The 15,631-nt window shown below is 38.0% G+C and carries 26 protein-coding genes; all 26 read left to right on the top strand.

Annotated elements, in window-relative coordinates:
- Positions 1–157 precede the first annotated feature (157 nt).
- The 26 genes from NSU17_RS07225 (at position 158) to secY (ending at position 15,585) form a co-directional block, all read left to right on the top strand.
- Complete coding sequence (locus NSU17_RS07225; RefSeq protein ID WP_340704682.1) at positions 158–835, top strand: response regulator transcription factor; 678 nt, start codon at positions 158–160, stop codon at positions 833–835.
- Complete coding sequence (locus tag NSU17_RS07220) at positions 832–1,824, top strand: sensor histidine kinase (protein WP_340704681.1); 993 nt, start codon at positions 832–834, stop codon at positions 1,822–1,824. The genes NSU17_RS07225 and NSU17_RS07220 overlap by 4 nt, the downstream gene beginning before the upstream one ends.
- Positions 1,825–1,925: 101 nt before the next feature.
- Positions 1,926–2,690 carry an ABC transporter ATP-binding protein gene (locus NSU17_RS07215; protein WP_340704680.1) on the top strand — a complete coding sequence of 255 codons (765 nt, stop codon included), beginning with the start codon at positions 1,926–1,928 and terminating at the stop codon, positions 2,688–2,690.
- Complete coding sequence (locus NSU17_RS07210; protein WP_340704679.1) at positions 2,677–4,638, top strand: ABC transporter permease; 1,962 nt, start codon at positions 2,677–2,679, stop codon at positions 4,636–4,638. Before NSU17_RS07215 ends, NSU17_RS07210 begins: the two co-directional genes overlap by 14 nt.
- 466 nt (positions 4,639–5,104) lie before the next feature.
- On the top strand, positions 5,105–5,413 hold the full coding sequence (rpsJ, locus tag NSU17_RS07205) for a 30S ribosomal protein S10 (protein ID WP_016839367.1): 309 nt from the start codon (positions 5,105–5,107) through the stop codon (positions 5,411–5,413).
- 41 nt (positions 5,414–5,454) lie between these two features.
- Positions 5,455–6,087, top strand: a complete 633-nt coding sequence (gene rplC / locus NSU17_RS07200) for a 50S ribosomal protein L3 (RefSeq protein ID WP_096550066.1) — start codon at positions 5,455–5,457, stop codon at positions 6,085–6,087.
- A 26-nt stretch (positions 6,088–6,113) separates the two neighbouring features.
- Positions 6,114–6,737, top strand: a complete 624-nt coding sequence (rplD, locus tag NSU17_RS07195; RefSeq protein ID WP_096550067.1) for a 50S ribosomal protein L4 — start codon at positions 6,114–6,116, stop codon at positions 6,735–6,737.
- The gene (gene rplW, locus NSU17_RS07190) at positions 6,737–7,021 is read left to right on the top strand and encodes a 50S ribosomal protein L23 (protein ID WP_016839370.1); all 285 of its coding nucleotides are present in this window, start codon (positions 6,737–6,739) and stop codon (positions 7,019–7,021) included. Before rplD ends, rplW begins: the two co-directional genes overlap by 1 nt.
- 46 nt (positions 7,022–7,067) lie before the next feature.
- Positions 7,068–7,898: a 50S ribosomal protein L2 gene (gene rplB / locus NSU17_RS07185; protein ID WP_016839371.1), complete on the top strand. Its 831-nt coding sequence runs from the start codon at positions 7,068–7,070 to the stop codon at positions 7,896–7,898.
- Positions 7,899–7,958: 60 nt separating this feature from the next.
- Positions 7,959–8,237 (top strand): 30S ribosomal protein S19, encoded by a 279-nt coding sequence (rpsS, locus tag NSU17_RS07180; RefSeq protein ID WP_016839372.1) that lies wholly within the window; start codon positions 7,959–7,961, stop codon positions 8,235–8,237.
- Between the two features lie 22 nt (positions 8,238–8,259).
- On the top strand, positions 8,260–8,607 hold the full coding sequence (gene rplV / locus NSU17_RS07175; RefSeq protein WP_096550069.1) for a 50S ribosomal protein L22: 348 nt from the start codon (positions 8,260–8,262) through the stop codon (positions 8,605–8,607).
- A 2-nt stretch (positions 8,608–8,609) separates the two neighbouring features.
- Positions 8,610–9,266, top strand: a complete 657-nt coding sequence (gene rpsC, locus NSU17_RS07170; protein WP_016839374.1) for a 30S ribosomal protein S3 — start codon at positions 8,610–8,612, stop codon at positions 9,264–9,266.
- Between the two features lie 2 nt (positions 9,267–9,268).
- The gene (gene rplP / locus NSU17_RS07165) at positions 9,269–9,703 is read left to right on the top strand and encodes a 50S ribosomal protein L16 (RefSeq protein WP_016839375.1); all 435 of its coding nucleotides are present in this window, start codon (positions 9,269–9,271) and stop codon (positions 9,701–9,703) included.
- On the top strand, positions 9,693–9,893 hold the full coding sequence (gene rpmC / locus NSU17_RS07160) for a 50S ribosomal protein L29 (protein ID WP_016839376.1): 201 nt from the start codon (positions 9,693–9,695) through the stop codon (positions 9,891–9,893). Before rplP ends, rpmC begins: the two co-directional genes overlap by 11 nt.
- Positions 9,894–9,911: 18 nt before the next feature.
- Positions 9,912–10,175: a 30S ribosomal protein S17 gene (gene rpsQ / locus NSU17_RS07155; protein WP_016839377.1), complete on the top strand. Its 264-nt coding sequence runs from the start codon at positions 9,912–9,914 to the stop codon at positions 10,173–10,175.
- 44 nt (positions 10,176–10,219) lie between these two features.
- Positions 10,220–10,588: a 50S ribosomal protein L14 gene (gene rplN, locus NSU17_RS07150; protein WP_016839378.1), complete on the top strand. Its 369-nt coding sequence runs from the start codon at positions 10,220–10,222 to the stop codon at positions 10,586–10,588.
- Between the two features lie 37 nt (positions 10,589–10,625).
- The gene (gene rplX, locus NSU17_RS07145; RefSeq protein ID WP_016839379.1) at positions 10,626–10,934 is read left to right on the top strand and encodes a 50S ribosomal protein L24; all 309 of its coding nucleotides are present in this window, start codon (positions 10,626–10,628) and stop codon (positions 10,932–10,934) included.
- Between the two features lie 27 nt (positions 10,935–10,961).
- Positions 10,962–11,501, top strand: a complete 540-nt coding sequence (gene rplE / locus NSU17_RS07140) for a 50S ribosomal protein L5 (RefSeq protein ID WP_096550070.1) — start codon at positions 10,962–10,964, stop codon at positions 11,499–11,501.
- A gap of 18 nt (positions 11,502–11,519) precedes the next feature.
- Positions 11,520–11,705 (top strand): type Z 30S ribosomal protein S14, encoded by a 186-nt coding sequence (locus tag NSU17_RS07135; RefSeq protein ID WP_016839381.1) that lies wholly within the window; start codon positions 11,520–11,522, stop codon positions 11,703–11,705.
- 32 nt (positions 11,706–11,737) lie between these two features.
- Entirely contained in the window at positions 11,738–12,136 is a 399-nt protein-coding gene (gene rpsH, locus NSU17_RS07130) for a 30S ribosomal protein S8 (protein WP_096550071.1), read from the top strand.
- 30 nt (positions 12,137–12,166) lie between these two features.
- Positions 12,167–12,706, top strand: coding sequence for a 50S ribosomal protein L6 (gene rplF / locus NSU17_RS07125; RefSeq protein WP_016839383.1), 540 nt, complete (start codon positions 12,167–12,169; stop codon positions 12,704–12,706).
- A 31-nt stretch (positions 12,707–12,737) separates the two neighbouring features.
- Positions 12,738–13,097 carry a 50S ribosomal protein L18 gene (gene rplR, locus NSU17_RS07120; protein WP_016839384.1) on the top strand — a complete coding sequence of 120 codons (360 nt, stop codon included), beginning with the start codon at positions 12,738–12,740 and terminating at the stop codon, positions 13,095–13,097.
- A gap of 21 nt (positions 13,098–13,118) precedes the next feature.
- Positions 13,119–13,619, top strand: a complete 501-nt coding sequence (gene rpsE, locus NSU17_RS07115) for a 30S ribosomal protein S5 (RefSeq protein ID WP_016839385.1) — start codon at positions 13,119–13,121, stop codon at positions 13,617–13,619.
- 12 nt (positions 13,620–13,631) lie between these two features.
- Positions 13,632–13,814 (top strand): 50S ribosomal protein L30, encoded by a 183-nt coding sequence (gene rpmD / locus NSU17_RS07110; RefSeq protein ID WP_016839386.1) that lies wholly within the window; start codon positions 13,632–13,634, stop codon positions 13,812–13,814.
- Between the two features lie 35 nt (positions 13,815–13,849).
- On the top strand, positions 13,850–14,290 hold the full coding sequence (gene rplO / locus NSU17_RS07105) for a 50S ribosomal protein L15 (protein WP_016839387.1): 441 nt from the start codon (positions 13,850–13,852) through the stop codon (positions 14,288–14,290).
- Positions 14,290–15,585 carry a preprotein translocase subunit SecY gene (gene secY, locus NSU17_RS07100; RefSeq protein WP_340704678.1) on the top strand — a complete coding sequence of 432 codons (1,296 nt, stop codon included), beginning with the start codon at positions 14,290–14,292 and terminating at the stop codon, positions 15,583–15,585. Before rplO ends, secY begins: the two co-directional genes overlap by 1 nt.
- Positions 15,586–15,631 lie beyond the last annotated feature (46 nt).

The following is a 15,631-nucleotide window of genomic DNA, read 5'->3' as shown; positions in this document are numbered from 1 at the left end:
AACATCTCCTTTTTACGCACTATTTGTTCTTTGTTCCATTATACTAATTTACATACATATTTCTCATAAAAAGAGAATAAAATTGATTTTCTTAAACAAAGTGCAAAATATATTACAATATAATATAAAAATTTTATGTATGTGAAAGGATGAAAGAATGAAAATATTTTTAATAGAGGACGATCAATCCATTTTCAATTCAATAAGGGAACGTTTTAACCAATGGTCGATGGAAGTAGTAGGACCAAAAGATTTTCAACAAGTGCTAGATGATTTTTTAAACGTGCAGCCACATCTAGTCATCATTGATATTCAACTCCCCGCATTTGATGGTTTTCATTGGTGCCGTGAAATTCGTGCCATCTCAAAAGTGCCAATTCTATTTTTATCATCTAGAGACCATCCAATGGATATGGTAATGGCTATGCAAATGGGGGCGGATGATTTTGTGCAAAAACCTTTTCATATGGAAGTATTGCTAGCAAAAGTACAGGCGATATTAAGAAGAACTTATGATTATGGGGAGAATATGCAACATGTTGTGAGATGGAATGGTGCAATTATTGATTATGACAGAGGAACCATTCAATACGGTGAGAAAGTGATAGAATTGACGAAAAACGAATTGTTTATTTTGAAGACATTATTAGCTTCTGTTGACAAAATTGTTTCTCGTGATGAGCTAATGCGTAAATTATGGGATGACGAGCGATTTGTGAATGATAATACGTTAACGGTCAATGTCAATCGATTGCGACAGCGATTAGATGAAATTGGTTTATCGGAAACCATTGTAACGAAAAAAGGACTTGGCTACATGGCGGTGACAAAATGATTGGACTATTTTTAAAAGAAAGAAGATCGTGGATTTTATTCTTCCTGTTTATGCAAATATGGCTGAATGGATTGTTTTTCATCGATAGCGGCATATCAAATATATCCATCATATATGTAAACATCATGAATCTTTTATTCTTTCTTCTTTTCTTAATTTGGCGTTATGGAAGAGAAACAAAGCAGCTAAAAGCTATCTATGAGCAACCAATCAATAAAGAGCTGCTTTCTCCTTTCCAGCAAATGTACATGGAACATTTCCAACAACAATATGAAGAAATAGATTATAGACTTCACCACATAAAAATGGAAATGCTCGAACAGCAAGATCAGATGCTGGCGTGGGTGCATGAAATGAAATCGCCGATGACTGCCATGAAATTAATCGTGGAACAAGTAAAGCCTTATGCGTTAAAAGAAAAGATTGAAAAAGAATGGGTTCGCATATTTTTGTTGCTTGATCAAAAAATCCATGAAACAAGGCTTTCAACGATTGAAAAAGATAACCGGCTGGAAAAGGTTTGCTTGGAAACAGTCGTTCATCAACAAATTAAAGATTTTCGTTCATGGTGTATTGAAAAAGGGATTGGTGTTGAAACCAAGAATTTGCAAAAGACCGTGACAACAGATGCCAAATGGCTTGGGTTCATTATTCGCCAAATCTTTTCTAATGCAGTGAAGTACAGCCATGACAATAGTGAAATTCACATATTTACAACCCGGAATCAAGAGGGGCATCTATTATTACATATACAAGACTTCGGAGTTGGGATTCGAGCTGAAGACTTGCCCCGTATTTTCCAACGGTCCTATACAGGAACGATCGGAAGGGAAACAATCGCTGCGACAGGGATGGGTCTATACTTGGCAAAGGAAGCGGCTGAAAAACTTGGGCTTACGCTGAAGGTAGATTCACAAGTGGGTGCCGGCACAACTTTTACAATCCAATTTCCTCTTGAAAATCAATACATTCAATCTTATGGTATGTGACAAAATTGTCATTTACCATTTTATTTGTCACGAAAATCGAACGATTGTAAGGTACTGAAAGGGTACAATTTAGTAAGGAATCAATACAAGGGGTTGACGAAATGGCTGTTTTAGTGGCAAGAAAAATAAGAAAAACCTATGGAAAACGTACGTTACAACAAGAAGTGTTAAAAGGGATTGACCTGGAAGTACATGAAGGAGAATTCGTTGGTATCATGGGGCCATCCGGTTCGGGTAAAACAACTTTATTAAATGTCCTTTGTTCCATAGATTATCCAACAGAAGGAATTGTTGAAATCAACGGGAAACCGTTACAAAAGATGAAAGAACGGGATTTGGCAAAATTTCGCCGGGAACATTTAGGGTTCATCTTTCAAGATTATAATTTGCTTGATACGTTAACGGTAAAAGAGAATATTCTGCTGCCGTTATCTGTTGGCAAAGTATCAAAAAACGCGGCAGAGAAGCGTTTAGCAATGCTCGTCGAATATTTAGAAATCAAAGACATTTTAAGTAAATATCCAAATGAAATATCCGGCGGACAAAAGCAGAGAACATCTGCTGCAAGAGCTCTTATTACTGAACCATCTATCGTTTTTGCCGATGAGCCGACAGGGGCCCTTGATTCTAAAGCGGCGACGGCATTACTGACAAATTTGGAAAACATCAATAAGGAAAGAGGAGCAACCATCATGATGGTGACCCACGATGCAGTGGCAGCAAGCTTCTGTAGTCGAGTGTTGTTCTTGAAAGACGGTCAAATTTATACGGAGCTCTATAAAGGGGATAAAACGAGACAGGCGTTTTTCCAAGATATTTTGAATACCCAAAGAGTGCTTGGCGGTGATGGATATGACGTTAACTAATTTAGTTTTTAAAAGTATGAAGAAGAACATAAAGCATTATTACTTATACTTCTTTGCATTAATTTTTAGTGTGACCCTTTGCTTTTCATTCATCACCATACAATATAACCCTTCTGTTACCGCGGCGTTGGAAGCAAGCGGTACCGCAACGGCAGGTTTTGAATCCATTACGTATGTTTTATATTTTATTTTGATTTTTTTTATTCTTTACGCGAACCAATTATTTATGAAACGCCGCAGTAAAGAAATTGGCTTATATCAATTAATCGGAATGACTAAAGGTTTGATCTTTCGGTTATTATTGATTGAAAATGTAGTATTGTTCACGTTGGCTGTAGGAATCGGGATGGTTTGGGGATTTTTAACTTCTCGTTTTTTTGCGATGATTTTAATGAAGTTAATGTTAAACGACGCAATTGTCAGTTTATCTTTTTCCATGACTGCTTTTTCAAAATCGCTCATTATTTTTGCTCTTCTATTAGTGGTGGTCTTGATTCAAATTTTTATTATGATTCGGAAAGCATCGCTGTTATCGCTATTTAATGCAGCAAAAATAGCCGATGAACGAATTAAAAAGTTCAGCATTTTCCATATGATTATGGGAATCATAGGAATTGGTTTAATTGCATATGGGTATTACGATTCTACAAGATTGTTCAGCGTGGAGGGTGCCACAACAAACAACTTGTTGGTCAATATGTTGCTTATTCTTGGTTCAACAATTTTAGGCACCTATTTATTTTTCCGATATTCCGTGGCACTTATCATGAACTTAATCCGGAAAAGCAAAAAGGGACATTTAAAAATAACAGATGTTTTAGGTGTTACAACAATTATGCACCGCATGAAGGGAAATGCTAGTTCTCTTACATTGATTACTGTGTTGACAGGATTAGCCGTCGGGATTATGACGCTGTCTTATATTTCTTACTACTCTTCAGAATCCAATGCAAAACAATCTTCTCCATTTGATTATATCTTACTTAATAATAACGGAAATGAATTTTTAGAACAGCTAAAGGCAGAAGGAATTGAATATGAAAAAACAACTTTTCATATTTCTAACGTAAATATTAAAATGTCTGATTTATTTAATTTAGATGAAAAAAATGCTGAGTATATAAATGTCAATCAAGAGGTGGTAACAGCTGCCGTTCCTCTATCAGATTACAAAAAAATAAATCCGGATGTCCATTTGAAAGATGGGGAAATCATGATGACAAGCTACTCAAATGTATTATCTAAATTACTGCCGTTGGAAAGCAAAAAGAAAATTAATGTAAAAACAAGTGAGAAGAATTACGCTTTATTTATTAAAGAAGTAAGAGAAGATCAATTTTTTCTATCAGTGTTAGCAAGTGATAGTTTGCCTGTGTTGATTGTGAAAGATGAATTATTTCATGAATTAGAAAAAGCTCAAAATCCTGCTATTTCAACTCAAATTGGTATTAATTTAGCAAAAGAAAAAGACCGAGAAAGGGCAGAGATAATATTTAAGAACTTGAGAGAAAGAAATGTCATTCAATATGCAAATCTAAAAACTTATAAAGAATATTACGATGAGAATACAGCTATTAGTGGAATGAGTATTTTTGTAACAGGATTTTTGGGATTGGCATTTTTATTGACAACAGGAAGCATTCTTTACTTTAAACAAATGGGTGAAGCGGAAGATGAAAGAGATTCCTATACAATTTTGCGGAAAATCGGATTTTCCAATGGTGAGTTAATGCGCGGAATTTATGTAAAACAATTGTTTAACTTCGGCATGCCGCTTATGATTGGACTTTTTCACAGTTACTTTGCAGTGAAATCCGGCTGGTGGCTGTTTGGTTCAGAGATGACTACGCCAATGATGATTATCAACATATTCTATGTAGCGATGTACACGGTATTTGGCATATTATCTGTTTTGTATTATAAAAAAATAGTAAAAGAAGCATTATAAAGATAGGAAACAATTAAATAGGTAGAGATCAATTTTTAGACTCCATGATCAAGTGGTTGGCAAAAAATTTTGGCCGACCACTTTTTTCGCATTCATCTTGAATGCCGCAAAGTATTTTTGATAGTTAAAAACTATGTTCCTATTTATAATAGGAAACATTTTATGAAAGCGCAGTTATATATTTTAATGTAGATAGCGGGGAATTTTCAGAATTTTATTGGAGTTGATTTATATAATCTCCTCCTATATACTAAAAAACAGCTTAGGGAGTGCAAAATTTGAAAGACCAATAAAATTCGAGAAAACACTTGCTAACAACTATTTTATTGTATATAATGTTGAATGTTGGTCTTTGACTGCGATGAAGCGGGAGGTTGCCGACACACCCGGCCGCTTTGCCATGGCGAGTGTGTGGGAAATTTCCGTGGAGAATGTCTAGTAATTAGGCGATAAAGGAGGGAAAATAATGGCAAAACAAAAGATTCGTATTCGTTTAAAAGCGTATGATCACAGAGTATTAGATCAATCCGCTGAAAAAATTGTTGAAACTGCTAAACGTTCAGGCGCAAGTGTATCAGGTCCGATTCCGTTACCAACGGAAAAAACTGTGTACACAATCCTTCGAGCTGTTCACAAGTATAAAGATTCACGCGAACAATTCGAAATGCGCACTCACAAACGTTTAATCGACATCATTAACCCAACTCCTCAAACAGTTGATGCGTTAATGAAGCTTGATTTACCGTCTGGCGTTGACATCGAAATCAAACTTTAATAGTAAAATAAAACTTTTAATTATCACAGGAGGTGTGACAAATGACCAAAGGAATCTTAGGTAGAAAAATCGGTATGACGCAAGTTTTTGCTGAGAACGGCGATTTAATACCAGTAACAGTAATTGAAGCAACTCCAAACGTTGTACTTCAAAAGAAAACTGTTGAAAACGATGGCTACGAAGCAATCCAACTTGGTTTCGAAGATAAGCGCGAAAAGCTTGCTAACAAACCGGAAAAAGGACACGTAGCAAAAGCAAATACTGCTCCTAAGCGCTTCATTCGTGAAATTCGTGGAGTAAACTTAGATGAGTATGAAGTTGGTCAAGAAGTCAAAGTAGATATTTTTGCAGAAGGCGATTGGGTAGATGTAACAGGAGTAACAAAAGGGAAAGGTTTCCAAGGTGTAATTAAACGCCATGGCCAATCTCGTGGATCAATGTCTCACGGTTCTCGTTACCACCGTCGTCCAGGTTCAATGGGACCTATTGCTCCAAACCGAGTATTTAAACAAAAAGCTTTACCTGGTCAAACTGGTGGAGATACAGTAACTATCCAAAACTTACAAATTGTTAAAGTGGATACTGAACGTAACTTACTACTAGTAAAAGGTAATGTTCCTGGTTCTAAAAAATCTTTAGTAACAGTAAAAGCAGCTGTTAAAAAATCTAACTAATTTCTTGAAGAAAGGAGGAAACAGGAATGACAAAGGTAACTGTACTTAGTCAAACAGGCGCTTCTGTTGGAGAAATCGAATTGAATGATGAGATTTTCGGTATCGAACCAAACGAAGCAGTATTATTCGACGCAGTAATCGCTCAACGCGCATCTCTACGTCAAGGTACACATAAAGTAAAAAACCGCTCTGAAGTTTCTGGTGGTGGTAGAAAACCATGGCGCCAAAAAGGAACAGGTCGTGCTCGTCAAGGATCTATCCGTTCTCCACAATGGCGTGGTGGTGGTACTGTATTCGGACCACAACCAAGAAGCTATAGCTATAAATTACCTAAAAAAGTTCGTCGTTTAGCTCTTAAATCTGCATTATCTGCTAAAGTGAACGAACAAAACTTCCTAGTGTTAGATGCATTGAAATTAGATGCACCTAAAACAAAAGACTTCAAAGAAATTTTAGGTAACTTAAAAATCGATTCAAAAGCATTATTTGTTACAGCTGAATTAGATGAAAACGTGGCATTATCCGCACGTAACATCCCAGGCGTAACAGTTTTAACAGCTTCTGGAATCAACGTTCTTGATTTATTAGGTCATGACAAAGTTGTATTCACGAAAGCTGCAGTAGAAAAAGTTGAGGAGGTGCTTGGATAATGGATGCACGTGATGTAATTAAACGTCCTGTCATTACTGAGCGTTCTTCTGAACTGATGGCTGATAAAAAGTACACTTTCGAAGTTGATCTTCGTGCGAACAAAACACAAGTGAAAGATGCAGTAGAAGAAATCTTCGGCGTAAAAGTGGCTAAAGTCAACATCATGAACTACAAAGGCAAAGTAAAACGTGTAGGTAAATTCCAAGGATTAACAAACAGACGTCGTAAAGCAATCGTAACATTAACACCTGATAGCAAAGAAATTGAATTATTCGATTTCTAATTGTAAAATGTGTTCGTTTTGACATTTAAAGAAGGAGGGAAACAACATGGCGATTAAAAAGTATAAACCAACCTCAAATGGTCGTCGTAACATGACATCATTTGACTTTGCGGAAATCACAACGGATAAACCGGAAAAATCATTATTAGCGCCTTTAAAACGCAAAGCTGGTCGTAACAACCAGGGTAAAATTACTGTTCGTCATCACGGTGGTGGACATAAACGCCAATACCGTATCATCGATTTCAAACGTGATAAAGATGGCATTCCAGGACGCGTTGCTACAATCGAATACGATCCAAACCGTTCTGCTAACATCGCATTAATTAACTATGTTGATGGTGAAAAACGTTATATTATTGCACCAAAAGGATTAAAAGTAGGTCAAGAAATTATTTCTGGTCCAGATGCTGATATTAAAGTAGGTAATGCTTTACCATTAGCAAACATCCCAATGGGTACTACAGTTCACAATATCGAATTAAAACCAGGTAAAGGTGGACAATTAGTACGCTCTGCTGGTGCATCTGCGCAAGTACTTGGACGTGAAGGAAAATACGTAATCGTACGTCTTCAATCTGGTGAAGTTCGTTTAGTATTAGCTACTTGCCGCGCAACAATCGGTCAAGTGGGTAACGAATCTCACGAATTAGTAAACATCGGTAAAGCGGGTCGTTCTCGTTGGTTAGGTAAACGCCCTACAGTTCGCGGTTCTGTAATGAACCCTAATGATCACCCACACGGTGGTGGTGAAGGTAAAGCACCAATCGGTCGCAAATCACCAATGACACCATGGGGTAAACCAGCTCTTGGATACAAGACACGTAAGAAACGTAATAAATCTGATAAATTAATTATTCGTGGACGTAAAAAATAATGTGATAAAGCTACGGTTCGAGCGAAGAGCCGTGGTGAAATCACGGAGGGAGGTTACTAAATGGGTCGCAGCTTGAAAAAAGGACCATTTTGTGATGAACATTTAATGAAAAAGGTAGAAGCACAACAAGGTCTAGACAAAAAACAAGTAATTAAAACTTGGTCTCGCCGTTCTACGATCTTCCCTAACTTCATCGGATTAACAATTGCGGTTTATGATGGACGCAAACATGTTCCGGTATACATCACAGAAGATATGGTAGGTCACAAACTTGGCGAGTTCGTACCAACTCGTACTTATAAAGGTCACGGTGCGGATGACAAAAAAACAAGACGCTAATTTTGAGAGGAGGTAGATCCTGATGACAACAAAAGCTAAAGCCGTTGCTCGCACAGTCCGAATTGCCCCTCGTAAAGTGCGCTTAGTAGTAGATTTAATTAGAGGCAAGCAAGTAGGAGAAGCAGTTGCAATTTTACGTCATACTCCAAAAGCGGCGTCTCCAGTCGTTGAGAAAGTATTAAAATCTGCAGTTGCAAATGCTGAGCACAATTACGAATTAAATCCAAACAACTTATACATTTCTGAAATTTATGTTGATGAAGGACCAACATTAAAACGTTATCGTCCACGTGCGCAAGGACGTGCAAGCGCAATTAATAAACGCACAAGCCACATCACTGTAGTGGTATCTGAGAAGAAGGAGGGTTAATTTTGGGTCAAAAAGTACATCCAAACGGATTGCGAATTGGTATCATTCGTGATTGGGAGTCAAAATGGTACGCTGAAAAAGACTACGCTGAATTACTTCACGAAGATATCAAAATCCGTAAATATATCGAAACTACTTTAAAAGAAGCAGCGATTTCCAAAGTTGAAATCGAACGTGCTGCAAATCGAGTGAACATTACGATTCACACTGCAAAGCCAGGGATGGTAATCGGTAAAGGTGGTACGGAAGTAGAAAACTTACGTAAATACTTAAGCGATATCACTGGTAAACGTGTGCACATCAACATCGTTGAAATTAAAAAAGCGGATCTTGATGCAAAATTAGTTGCAGAAAATATCGCTCGTCAACTTGAAAATCGTGTTTCATTCCGTCGTGCGCAAAAACAAGCGATTCAACGCACTATGCGCGCAGGAGCAAAAGGGATTAAAACGCAAGTATCTGGTCGTTTAGGCGGTGCGGATATCGCACGTGCAGAACATTATAGTGAAGGAACTGTACCACTTCATACGCTTCGTGCAGACATCGATTACGCTCACGCAGAAGCAGATACAACATACGGAAAATTAGGTGTAAAAGTATGGATTTATCGTGGTGAGGTCCTTCCTACGAAGAAAAACTCTGCGGAAGGAGGAAAATAATTATGTTAATGCCAAAACGTGTTAAATATCGTCGCGAACATCGCGGTAAAATGCGCGGTCAAGCAAAAGGCGGTCGTGAAGTACAATTTGGTGAATGGGGTCTTCAAGCTCAAACTGCTAGCTGGATCACTAACCGTCAAATTGAAGCCGCTCGTATTGCGATGACTCGTTACATGAAACGTGGCGGTAAAGTTTGGATTAAAATTTTCCCACACAAACCTTATACGAAAAAACCTCTTGAGGTACGTATGGGTTCCGGTAAAGGTTCTCCAGAAGGTTGGGTAGCTGTAGTAAAACCAGGAAAAGTTATGTTCGAAGTTGCAGGTGTTTCTGAAGAAGTTGCACGCGAAGCGCTTCGTTTGGCATCACATAAACTTCCTGTGAAATGTAAAATTGTGAAACGTCAAGAAACTGGTGGTGATTCTAATGAAAGCTAAAGAAATCCGTGAACTTGCCACTTCTGAAATCGAATTAAAAGTTAAATCACTGAAAGAAGAGCTTTTCAACCTTCGCTTCCAATTGGCGACTGGTCAATTAGAAAACACAGCTCGCATTCGTGAAGTTCGTAAAGCGATTGCGCGTATGAAAACTGTGATTCGTGAAAGAGAAATCAGTGGAGATAACTGATAAAGGAGGTCCGCTAATATGACTGAGCGTAAACAGCGCAAAGTTTACACTGGCCGTGTAGTTTCAGACAAAATGGACAAAACAATCGTTGTCCTAGTTGAAACTTATAAAAAACACAAATTATACGGCAAGCGTGTAAAGTATTCTAAAAAATTCAAAGCTCACGATGAGCACAACGAAGCAAAAGTCGGTGACATCGTACGCATTATGGAAACACGCCCGCTATCAGCTACAAAGCATTTCCGTCTTGTAGAAGTAGTAGAAAAAGCGGTTATTATTTAATAGAAATTCGGAAAATACGCGAATTCCGAAGGGAGGTAACCTAAGTGATCCAACAAGAATCTCGTTTAAAAGTTGCTGACAACTCAGGTGCACGTGAAGTGTTAACAATTAAAGTGCTTGGTGGTTCTGGTCGTAAAACTGCAAACATCGGTGATATTATCGTTTGCACAGTTAAGAAAGCAACACCAGGAGGCGTTGTTAAGAAAGGTGACGTTGTAAAAGCCGTTGTAGTACGTACTAAATCTGGTGTTCGCCGTAAAGATGGCACTTACATTAAATTTGACGAAAACGCATGCGTTATCATCAGAGACGATAAGTCACCACGTGGTACTCGTATTTTCGGACCGGTTGCACGTGAGTTACGCGATAACAACTTTATGAAAATCATTTCCCTAGCTCCAGAAGTTCTTTAATTATCTGATAGTACCAATTAAGGAGGTGCGACACATAATGCATGTTAAAAAGGGCGACAAAGTAAAAGTTATTACAGGAAAAGACAAAGGTAAAGAAGGTATCGTACTTGCTGCTTTTCCAAAGAAAGATCGGGTAATTGTTGAAGGTGTAAACATCGTTAAAAAACACGTAAAACCTAATCAATTAAACCCACAAGGTGGTATTGTAAGCCAAGAAGCACCAATCCACGTTTCGAACGTAATGCTAATCGATCCAAAAACTGGCGAGCCGACTCGTGTAGGTTATAAAATCGAAAACGGCAAAAAAGTTCGTGTTGCAAAAAAATCAGGTGCAGTAATCGACTAATAAGAAATTTTGAAAGGAGGTACAAACATGAACCGCCTAAAAGAAAAATACAACAACGAAGTAGTTCCTGCTTTAATGAATAAGTTTGGATATAAATCAATCATGCAAGTTCCAAAAGTTGAAAAAATCGTAGTTAACATGGGTGTTGGTGACGCAGTACAAAACTCTAAAGCATTAGATGCTGCTGTTGAAGAACTAGCTATTATTACTGGTCAAAAACCTGTTGTTACTAGAGCGAAAAAATCAATCGCTGGATTCCGTTTACGTGAAGGGATGCCAATTGGTGCAAAAGTTACATTACGTGGTGAACGTATGTATGATTTCCTTGATAAATTAATTTCTATCGCACTTCCGCGTGTACGCGACTTCCGCGGTGTTTCTAAAAAAGCATTTGATGGTCGTGGAAACTACACATTAGGTGTTAAAGAACAATTGATTTTCCCTGAAATCGATTACGATAAAGTTTCAAAAGTGCGCGGTATGGATATCGTGATCGTAACGACAGCGAACTCTGATGAAGAAGCTCGCGAGTTATTGACACAATTCGGTATGCCGTTCCAAAAATAATAAAAGGAGGGCGAAAACGTGGCAAAAAAATCAATGATCGTTAAACAAAAACGTAAACCTAAGTTTAAAGTACAAGAATATACACGTTGTGAGCGCTGTGGTCGTCCACACTCTGTATATCGTAAATTTAAACTTTGCCGTATTTGTTTCCGTGAACTTGCATATAAAGGACAAATTCCTGGTGTGAAAAAAGCTAGCTGGTAATCCCCAAAAAATGGGAAGGAGGTAATAAGAATATGACAATGACAGATCCAATTGCAGATATGCTAACTCGCATCCGTAATGCGAACATGGTTCGTCACGAAAAGTTAGAAGTACCGGCTTCCAACATTAAAAAGGAAATCGCTGAAATCCTTAAGCGAGAAGGCTTCATCCGTGACGTTGAATATATCGATGACAACAAACAAGGTATCATCCGTATTTTCTTAAAGTATGGAAAAAATAACGAACGTGTAATTACTGGATTAAAACGTATTTCTAAACCAGGTTTACGCGTATATGCGAAAACTGACGAAATTCCAAAAGTGTTAAACGGCTTAGGTATCGCAATTCTTTCAACTTCTCAAGGCGTGTTAACTGATAAAGAAGCACGTGCTAAAAAAGTGGGCGGAGAAGTTTTAGCTTACGTTTGGTAATAAGTAATTTGTGAATGGAGGTGCAATGAAATGTCTCGTGTAGGTAAAAAACCGATCGAAGTTCCTGCTAACGTTACAGTAACAGTTGCTGAGGACAACACTGTAACAGTAAAAGGGCCGAAAGGCGAACTAACTCGTCAATTCAATCAAGATATGAAAATCGAGCAAGAAGGCAACGTAATTACTGTTGTTCGCCCTTCTGATTCAAAAGAACACCGTACAATCCACGGTACAACTCGTGCGTTACTTGCAAACATGGTGAAAGGTGTATCTGAAGGATTCTCTCGTTCTTTAGAACTTATTGGGGTTGGGTACCGTGCTCAATTACAAGGGAAAAAACTTGTATTAAACGTTGGTTACTCACATCCTGTTGAATTCACTGCTGAACCAGGTATCGAAATCGAAGTTCCTTCAAATACAAAAGTTGTTGTTAAAGGAATTGACAAAGAACGTGTAGGTGCATTCGCAGCTGACATTCGCGCTGTACGTCCACCTGAACCATATAAAGGTAAAGGTATTCGTTACGAAGGCGAATATGTACGTCGTAAAGAAGGTAAAACAGGTAAATAATTAGCTTGATCCTTAGAAAGGAGTGACCACTGTGATTACGAAACTAGATAAAAATAAAGTTCGTAAAAAACGTCATGCACGTGTGCGTACAAAAATCCACGGTACACCTGAACGTCCACGTTTAAACGTATACCGTTCTAACAAAAACATTTACGCACAAATCATTGACGATGTTGCAGGACATACACTTGTTAGTGCTTCAACATTAGAAAAAGATTTCGAAGGTGCTGGCAACAATAAAGATGCTGCAGCAAAAGTTGGCGAATTGATCGCAAAACGTGCATTAGAGAAAAATATTACTACAGTTGTATTTGACCGTGGTGGTTATTTATATCATGGACGTGTAAAAGCATTAGCAGATGCTGCACGCGAAAACGGTTTACAATTTTAATAAGAAGGAGGGACATACTTCATGAGTCGTATTGACGCAAGCAAACTGGAACTTGAAGAACGCGTTGTAACGATTAACCGCGTTGCGAAAGTTGTTAAAGGTGGACGTCGCTTCCGCTTCTCAGCTTTAGTAGTAGTAGGAGATAAAAACGGTCATGTAGGATTTGGTACTGGTAAAGCTCAAGAAGTACCAGATGCGATTCGTAAAGCTGTAGAAGATGCGAAGAAAAACTTAATCGAAGTACCACGTGTAGGTGGAACTATTCCACACGAGGTAATTGGTCACTTCGGTGCAGGAGAAATTTTAATGAAACCTGCTTCTGAAGGTACTGGAGTAATCGCTGGTGGACCAGTACGTGCAGTACTTGAGTTAGCAGGAATTACGGATATCCTTTCAAAATCTCTAGGTTCTAACACACCAATCAATATGGTACGTGCTACAGTTGAGGGATTAAAACAATTAAAACGTGCTGAAGAAGTTGCAAAACTTCGTGGTAAAACAGTAGAAGAGCTATTAGGATAAGGGGGGATAATCATGGCTAACAAATTAGAAATCACCCTCAAAAGATCTGTAATCGGAGCTAATGAAAAACAACGTAAAACAGTTGAAGCTTTAGGCTTAAAAAAGGTTAATTCTACTGTAGAACATGCAGATAATCCAGCTATTCGTGGTATGATTAATAAAGTGTCACACTTAGTATCAGTTAAAGAAATTTAATGATTTATAAAATGTACAAGGAGGTGCCACCTATAATGAAACTTCATGAACTTAAACCAGCAGAAGGTTCACGTAAAAAACGTAACCGTGTTGGTCGTGGTATCGGTTCTGGTAACGGTAAAACATCTGGTCGCGGTCAAAAAGGTCAAAACGCTCGTTCTGGAGGCGGTGTACGTCCAGGATTTGAAGGTGGTCAAAACCCACTATTCCGCCGTTTACCAAAACGTGGTTTTACAAATGTGAACCGTAAAGAATATGCAATCGTGAACCTAGATGCATTAAATCGTTTCGAAGATGGTGCAGAAGTTACACCTGCATTACTAATCGAAACAGGTATCGTGAGCAAAGAAAAAGCTGGTATTAAGGTTCTTGGTAACGGAACGCTTAATAAAAAGCTTAACGTGAAAGCTCACAAGTTCTCTGCTTCTGCGAAAGAAGCAATCGAGAACGCCGGCGGAACAGCTGAGGTGATTTAATGTTTCAAACATTCGCAAACTTTATGCGCGTTCGTGATATTCGAAATAAAATCTTTTTCACATTATTAATGCTTATCGTCTTTCGTTTAGGAACATTTATCCCTGTACCTAACGTAGATGCAGATGTATTAAAAGTAACGGATCAATTTAACTTAGTTGGTTTTCTTAACGTGTTTGGTGGCGGTGCATTAGCAAACTTCTCAATCTTTGCATTGGGAATTATGCCTTATATCACTGCCTCAATCATTGTTCAATTGTTACAAATGGATGTCGTGCCTAAGTTTGCAGAATGGGGACGTCAAGGTGAAGTAGGTCGCCGGAAGTTATCCCAATTTACCCGCTACTTTACTGTAGTGTTAGCTTTCATCCAAGCCTTCGCTATGTCGTTCGGTTTTAACCAATTATATGGTGGAACATTAATTACAGATACTAGTGTTTTATCTTATTTGACAATAGCGATAGTGCTTACGGCTGGTACAGCATTTTTGTTATGGCTTGGTGAGCAAATTACTGCACACGGCGTTGGTAATGGTATTTCAATCATTATCTTTGCTGGTATTGTCGCTGCAATACCTACAACGGTTAACCAAATTTATGCTCAACAAATTGAAGGTGCAGGGGATCAACTATTCATCCGCATTGTCGTTTTAGTACTTCTTGCATTAATAATGTTGGCTATAATTGTTGGAGTAATTTACGTACAACAAGCGTTACGTAAGATTCCAATTCAGTATGCAAAAAGAGTTTCCGGTCGAGCAATGAATGTTGGTGCACAACAAACGCACTTACCTTTAAAAGTGAACGCTGCAGGAGTTATTCCAGTAATCTTCGCAGTAGCGTTCATCATTACACCTCAGACTTTAGCTGCGTTCTTCGGTGAGAACAAAATCACCACGTTCATTATCAACACGTTTGACTATACTAAACCTGTTGGAATGATTATTTATATTGCTTTAATTATTGCGTTTACTTATTTCTACGCATTTATTCAAGTAAATCCCGAACGCGTTGCAGATAACCTGAAAAAACAAGGTGCATATATTCCTGGAATTCGTCCAGGGAATGATACACAAAACTACTTAACAAAAGTGTTATATCGTTTAACATTTGTTGGTGCTCTGTTTTTGACTGTTGTTTCGATTTTGCCAATCCTATTCATTAATTTTATGAATTTACCGGCTTCTGCTCAAATTGGTGGAACGAGTGTTATCATCGTTGTCGGTGTGGCATTAGAAACAATGAAACAATTAGAAGCCCAACTAGTTAAGCGTCATTATAAAGGCTTTATGAAATAAATGTTGGTTAGGAAACATTATTGTTTCCTATGCCAGCACTTAGGAG

The sequence above is a fragment of the Ureibacillus sp. FSL K6-2830 genome, from assembly GCF_038004145.1.
In the GTDB taxonomy this organism is placed as follows: Bacteria; Bacillota; Bacilli; order Bacillales_A; family Planococcaceae; genus Ureibacillus; species Ureibacillus thermosphaericus.
The sequence above is the reverse complement of the archived record's forward strand: the minus strand, read 5'-3'. Positions and strand labels throughout refer to the sequence as shown.

Excerpts from the sequence above, each read along its gene's own strand:
- NSU17_RS07225 (WP_340704682.1), top strand. The coding sequence starts at position 158 with ATGAAAATATTTTTAATAGAGGACGATCAATCCATTTTCAATTCAATA.
- NSU17_RS07220 (WP_340704681.1), top strand. The coding sequence starts at position 832 with ATGATTGGACTATTTTTAAAAGAAAGAAGATCGTGGATTTTATTCTTC.
- NSU17_RS07215 (WP_340704680.1), top strand. The coding sequence starts at position 1,926 with ATGGCTGTTTTAGTGGCAAGAAAAATAAGAAAAACCTATGGAAAACGT.
- NSU17_RS07210 (WP_340704679.1), top strand. The coding sequence starts at position 2,677 with ATGACGTTAACTAATTTAGTTTTTAAAAGTATGAAGAAGAACATAAAG.
- rpsJ (WP_016839367.1), top strand. The coding sequence starts at position 5,105 with ATGGCAAAACAAAAGATTCGTATTCGTTTAAAAGCGTATGATCACAGA.
- rplC (WP_096550066.1), top strand. The coding sequence starts at position 5,455 with ATGACCAAAGGAATCTTAGGTAGAAAAATCGGTATGACGCAAGTTTTT.
- rplD (WP_096550067.1), top strand. The coding sequence starts at position 6,114 with ATGACAAAGGTAACTGTACTTAGTCAAACAGGCGCTTCTGTTGGAGAA.
- rplW (WP_016839370.1), top strand. The coding sequence starts at position 6,737 with ATGGATGCACGTGATGTAATTAAACGTCCTGTCATTACTGAGCGTTCT.
- rplB (WP_016839371.1), top strand. The coding sequence starts at position 7,068 with ATGGCGATTAAAAAGTATAAACCAACCTCAAATGGTCGTCGTAACATG.
- rpsS (WP_016839372.1), top strand. The coding sequence starts at position 7,959 with ATGGGTCGCAGCTTGAAAAAAGGACCATTTTGTGATGAACATTTAATG.
- rplV (WP_096550069.1), top strand. The coding sequence starts at position 8,260 with ATGACAACAAAAGCTAAAGCCGTTGCTCGCACAGTCCGAATTGCCCCT.
- rplP (WP_016839375.1), top strand. The coding sequence starts at position 9,269 with ATGTTAATGCCAAAACGTGTTAAATATCGTCGCGAACATCGCGGTAAA.
- rpmC (WP_016839376.1), top strand. The coding sequence starts at position 9,693 with ATGAAAGCTAAAGAAATCCGTGAACTTGCCACTTCTGAAATCGAATTA.
- rpsQ (WP_016839377.1), top strand. The coding sequence starts at position 9,912 with ATGACTGAGCGTAAACAGCGCAAAGTTTACACTGGCCGTGTAGTTTCA.
- rplX (WP_016839379.1), top strand. The coding sequence starts at position 10,626 with ATGCATGTTAAAAAGGGCGACAAAGTAAAAGTTATTACAGGAAAAGAC.
- rplE (WP_096550070.1), top strand. The coding sequence starts at position 10,962 with ATGAACCGCCTAAAAGAAAAATACAACAACGAAGTAGTTCCTGCTTTA.
- rpsH (WP_096550071.1), top strand. The coding sequence starts at position 11,738 with ATGACAATGACAGATCCAATTGCAGATATGCTAACTCGCATCCGTAAT.
- rplF (WP_016839383.1), top strand. The coding sequence starts at position 12,167 with ATGTCTCGTGTAGGTAAAAAACCGATCGAAGTTCCTGCTAACGTTACA.
- rpsE (WP_016839385.1), top strand. The coding sequence starts at position 13,119 with ATGAGTCGTATTGACGCAAGCAAACTGGAACTTGAAGAACGCGTTGTA.
- rpmD (WP_016839386.1), top strand. The coding sequence starts at position 13,632 with ATGGCTAACAAATTAGAAATCACCCTCAAAAGATCTGTAATCGGAGCT.
- rplO (WP_016839387.1), top strand. The coding sequence starts at position 13,850 with ATGAAACTTCATGAACTTAAACCAGCAGAAGGTTCACGTAAAAAACGT.
- secY (WP_340704678.1), top strand. The coding sequence starts at position 14,290 with ATGTTTCAAACATTCGCAAACTTTATGCGCGTTCGTGATATTCGAAAT.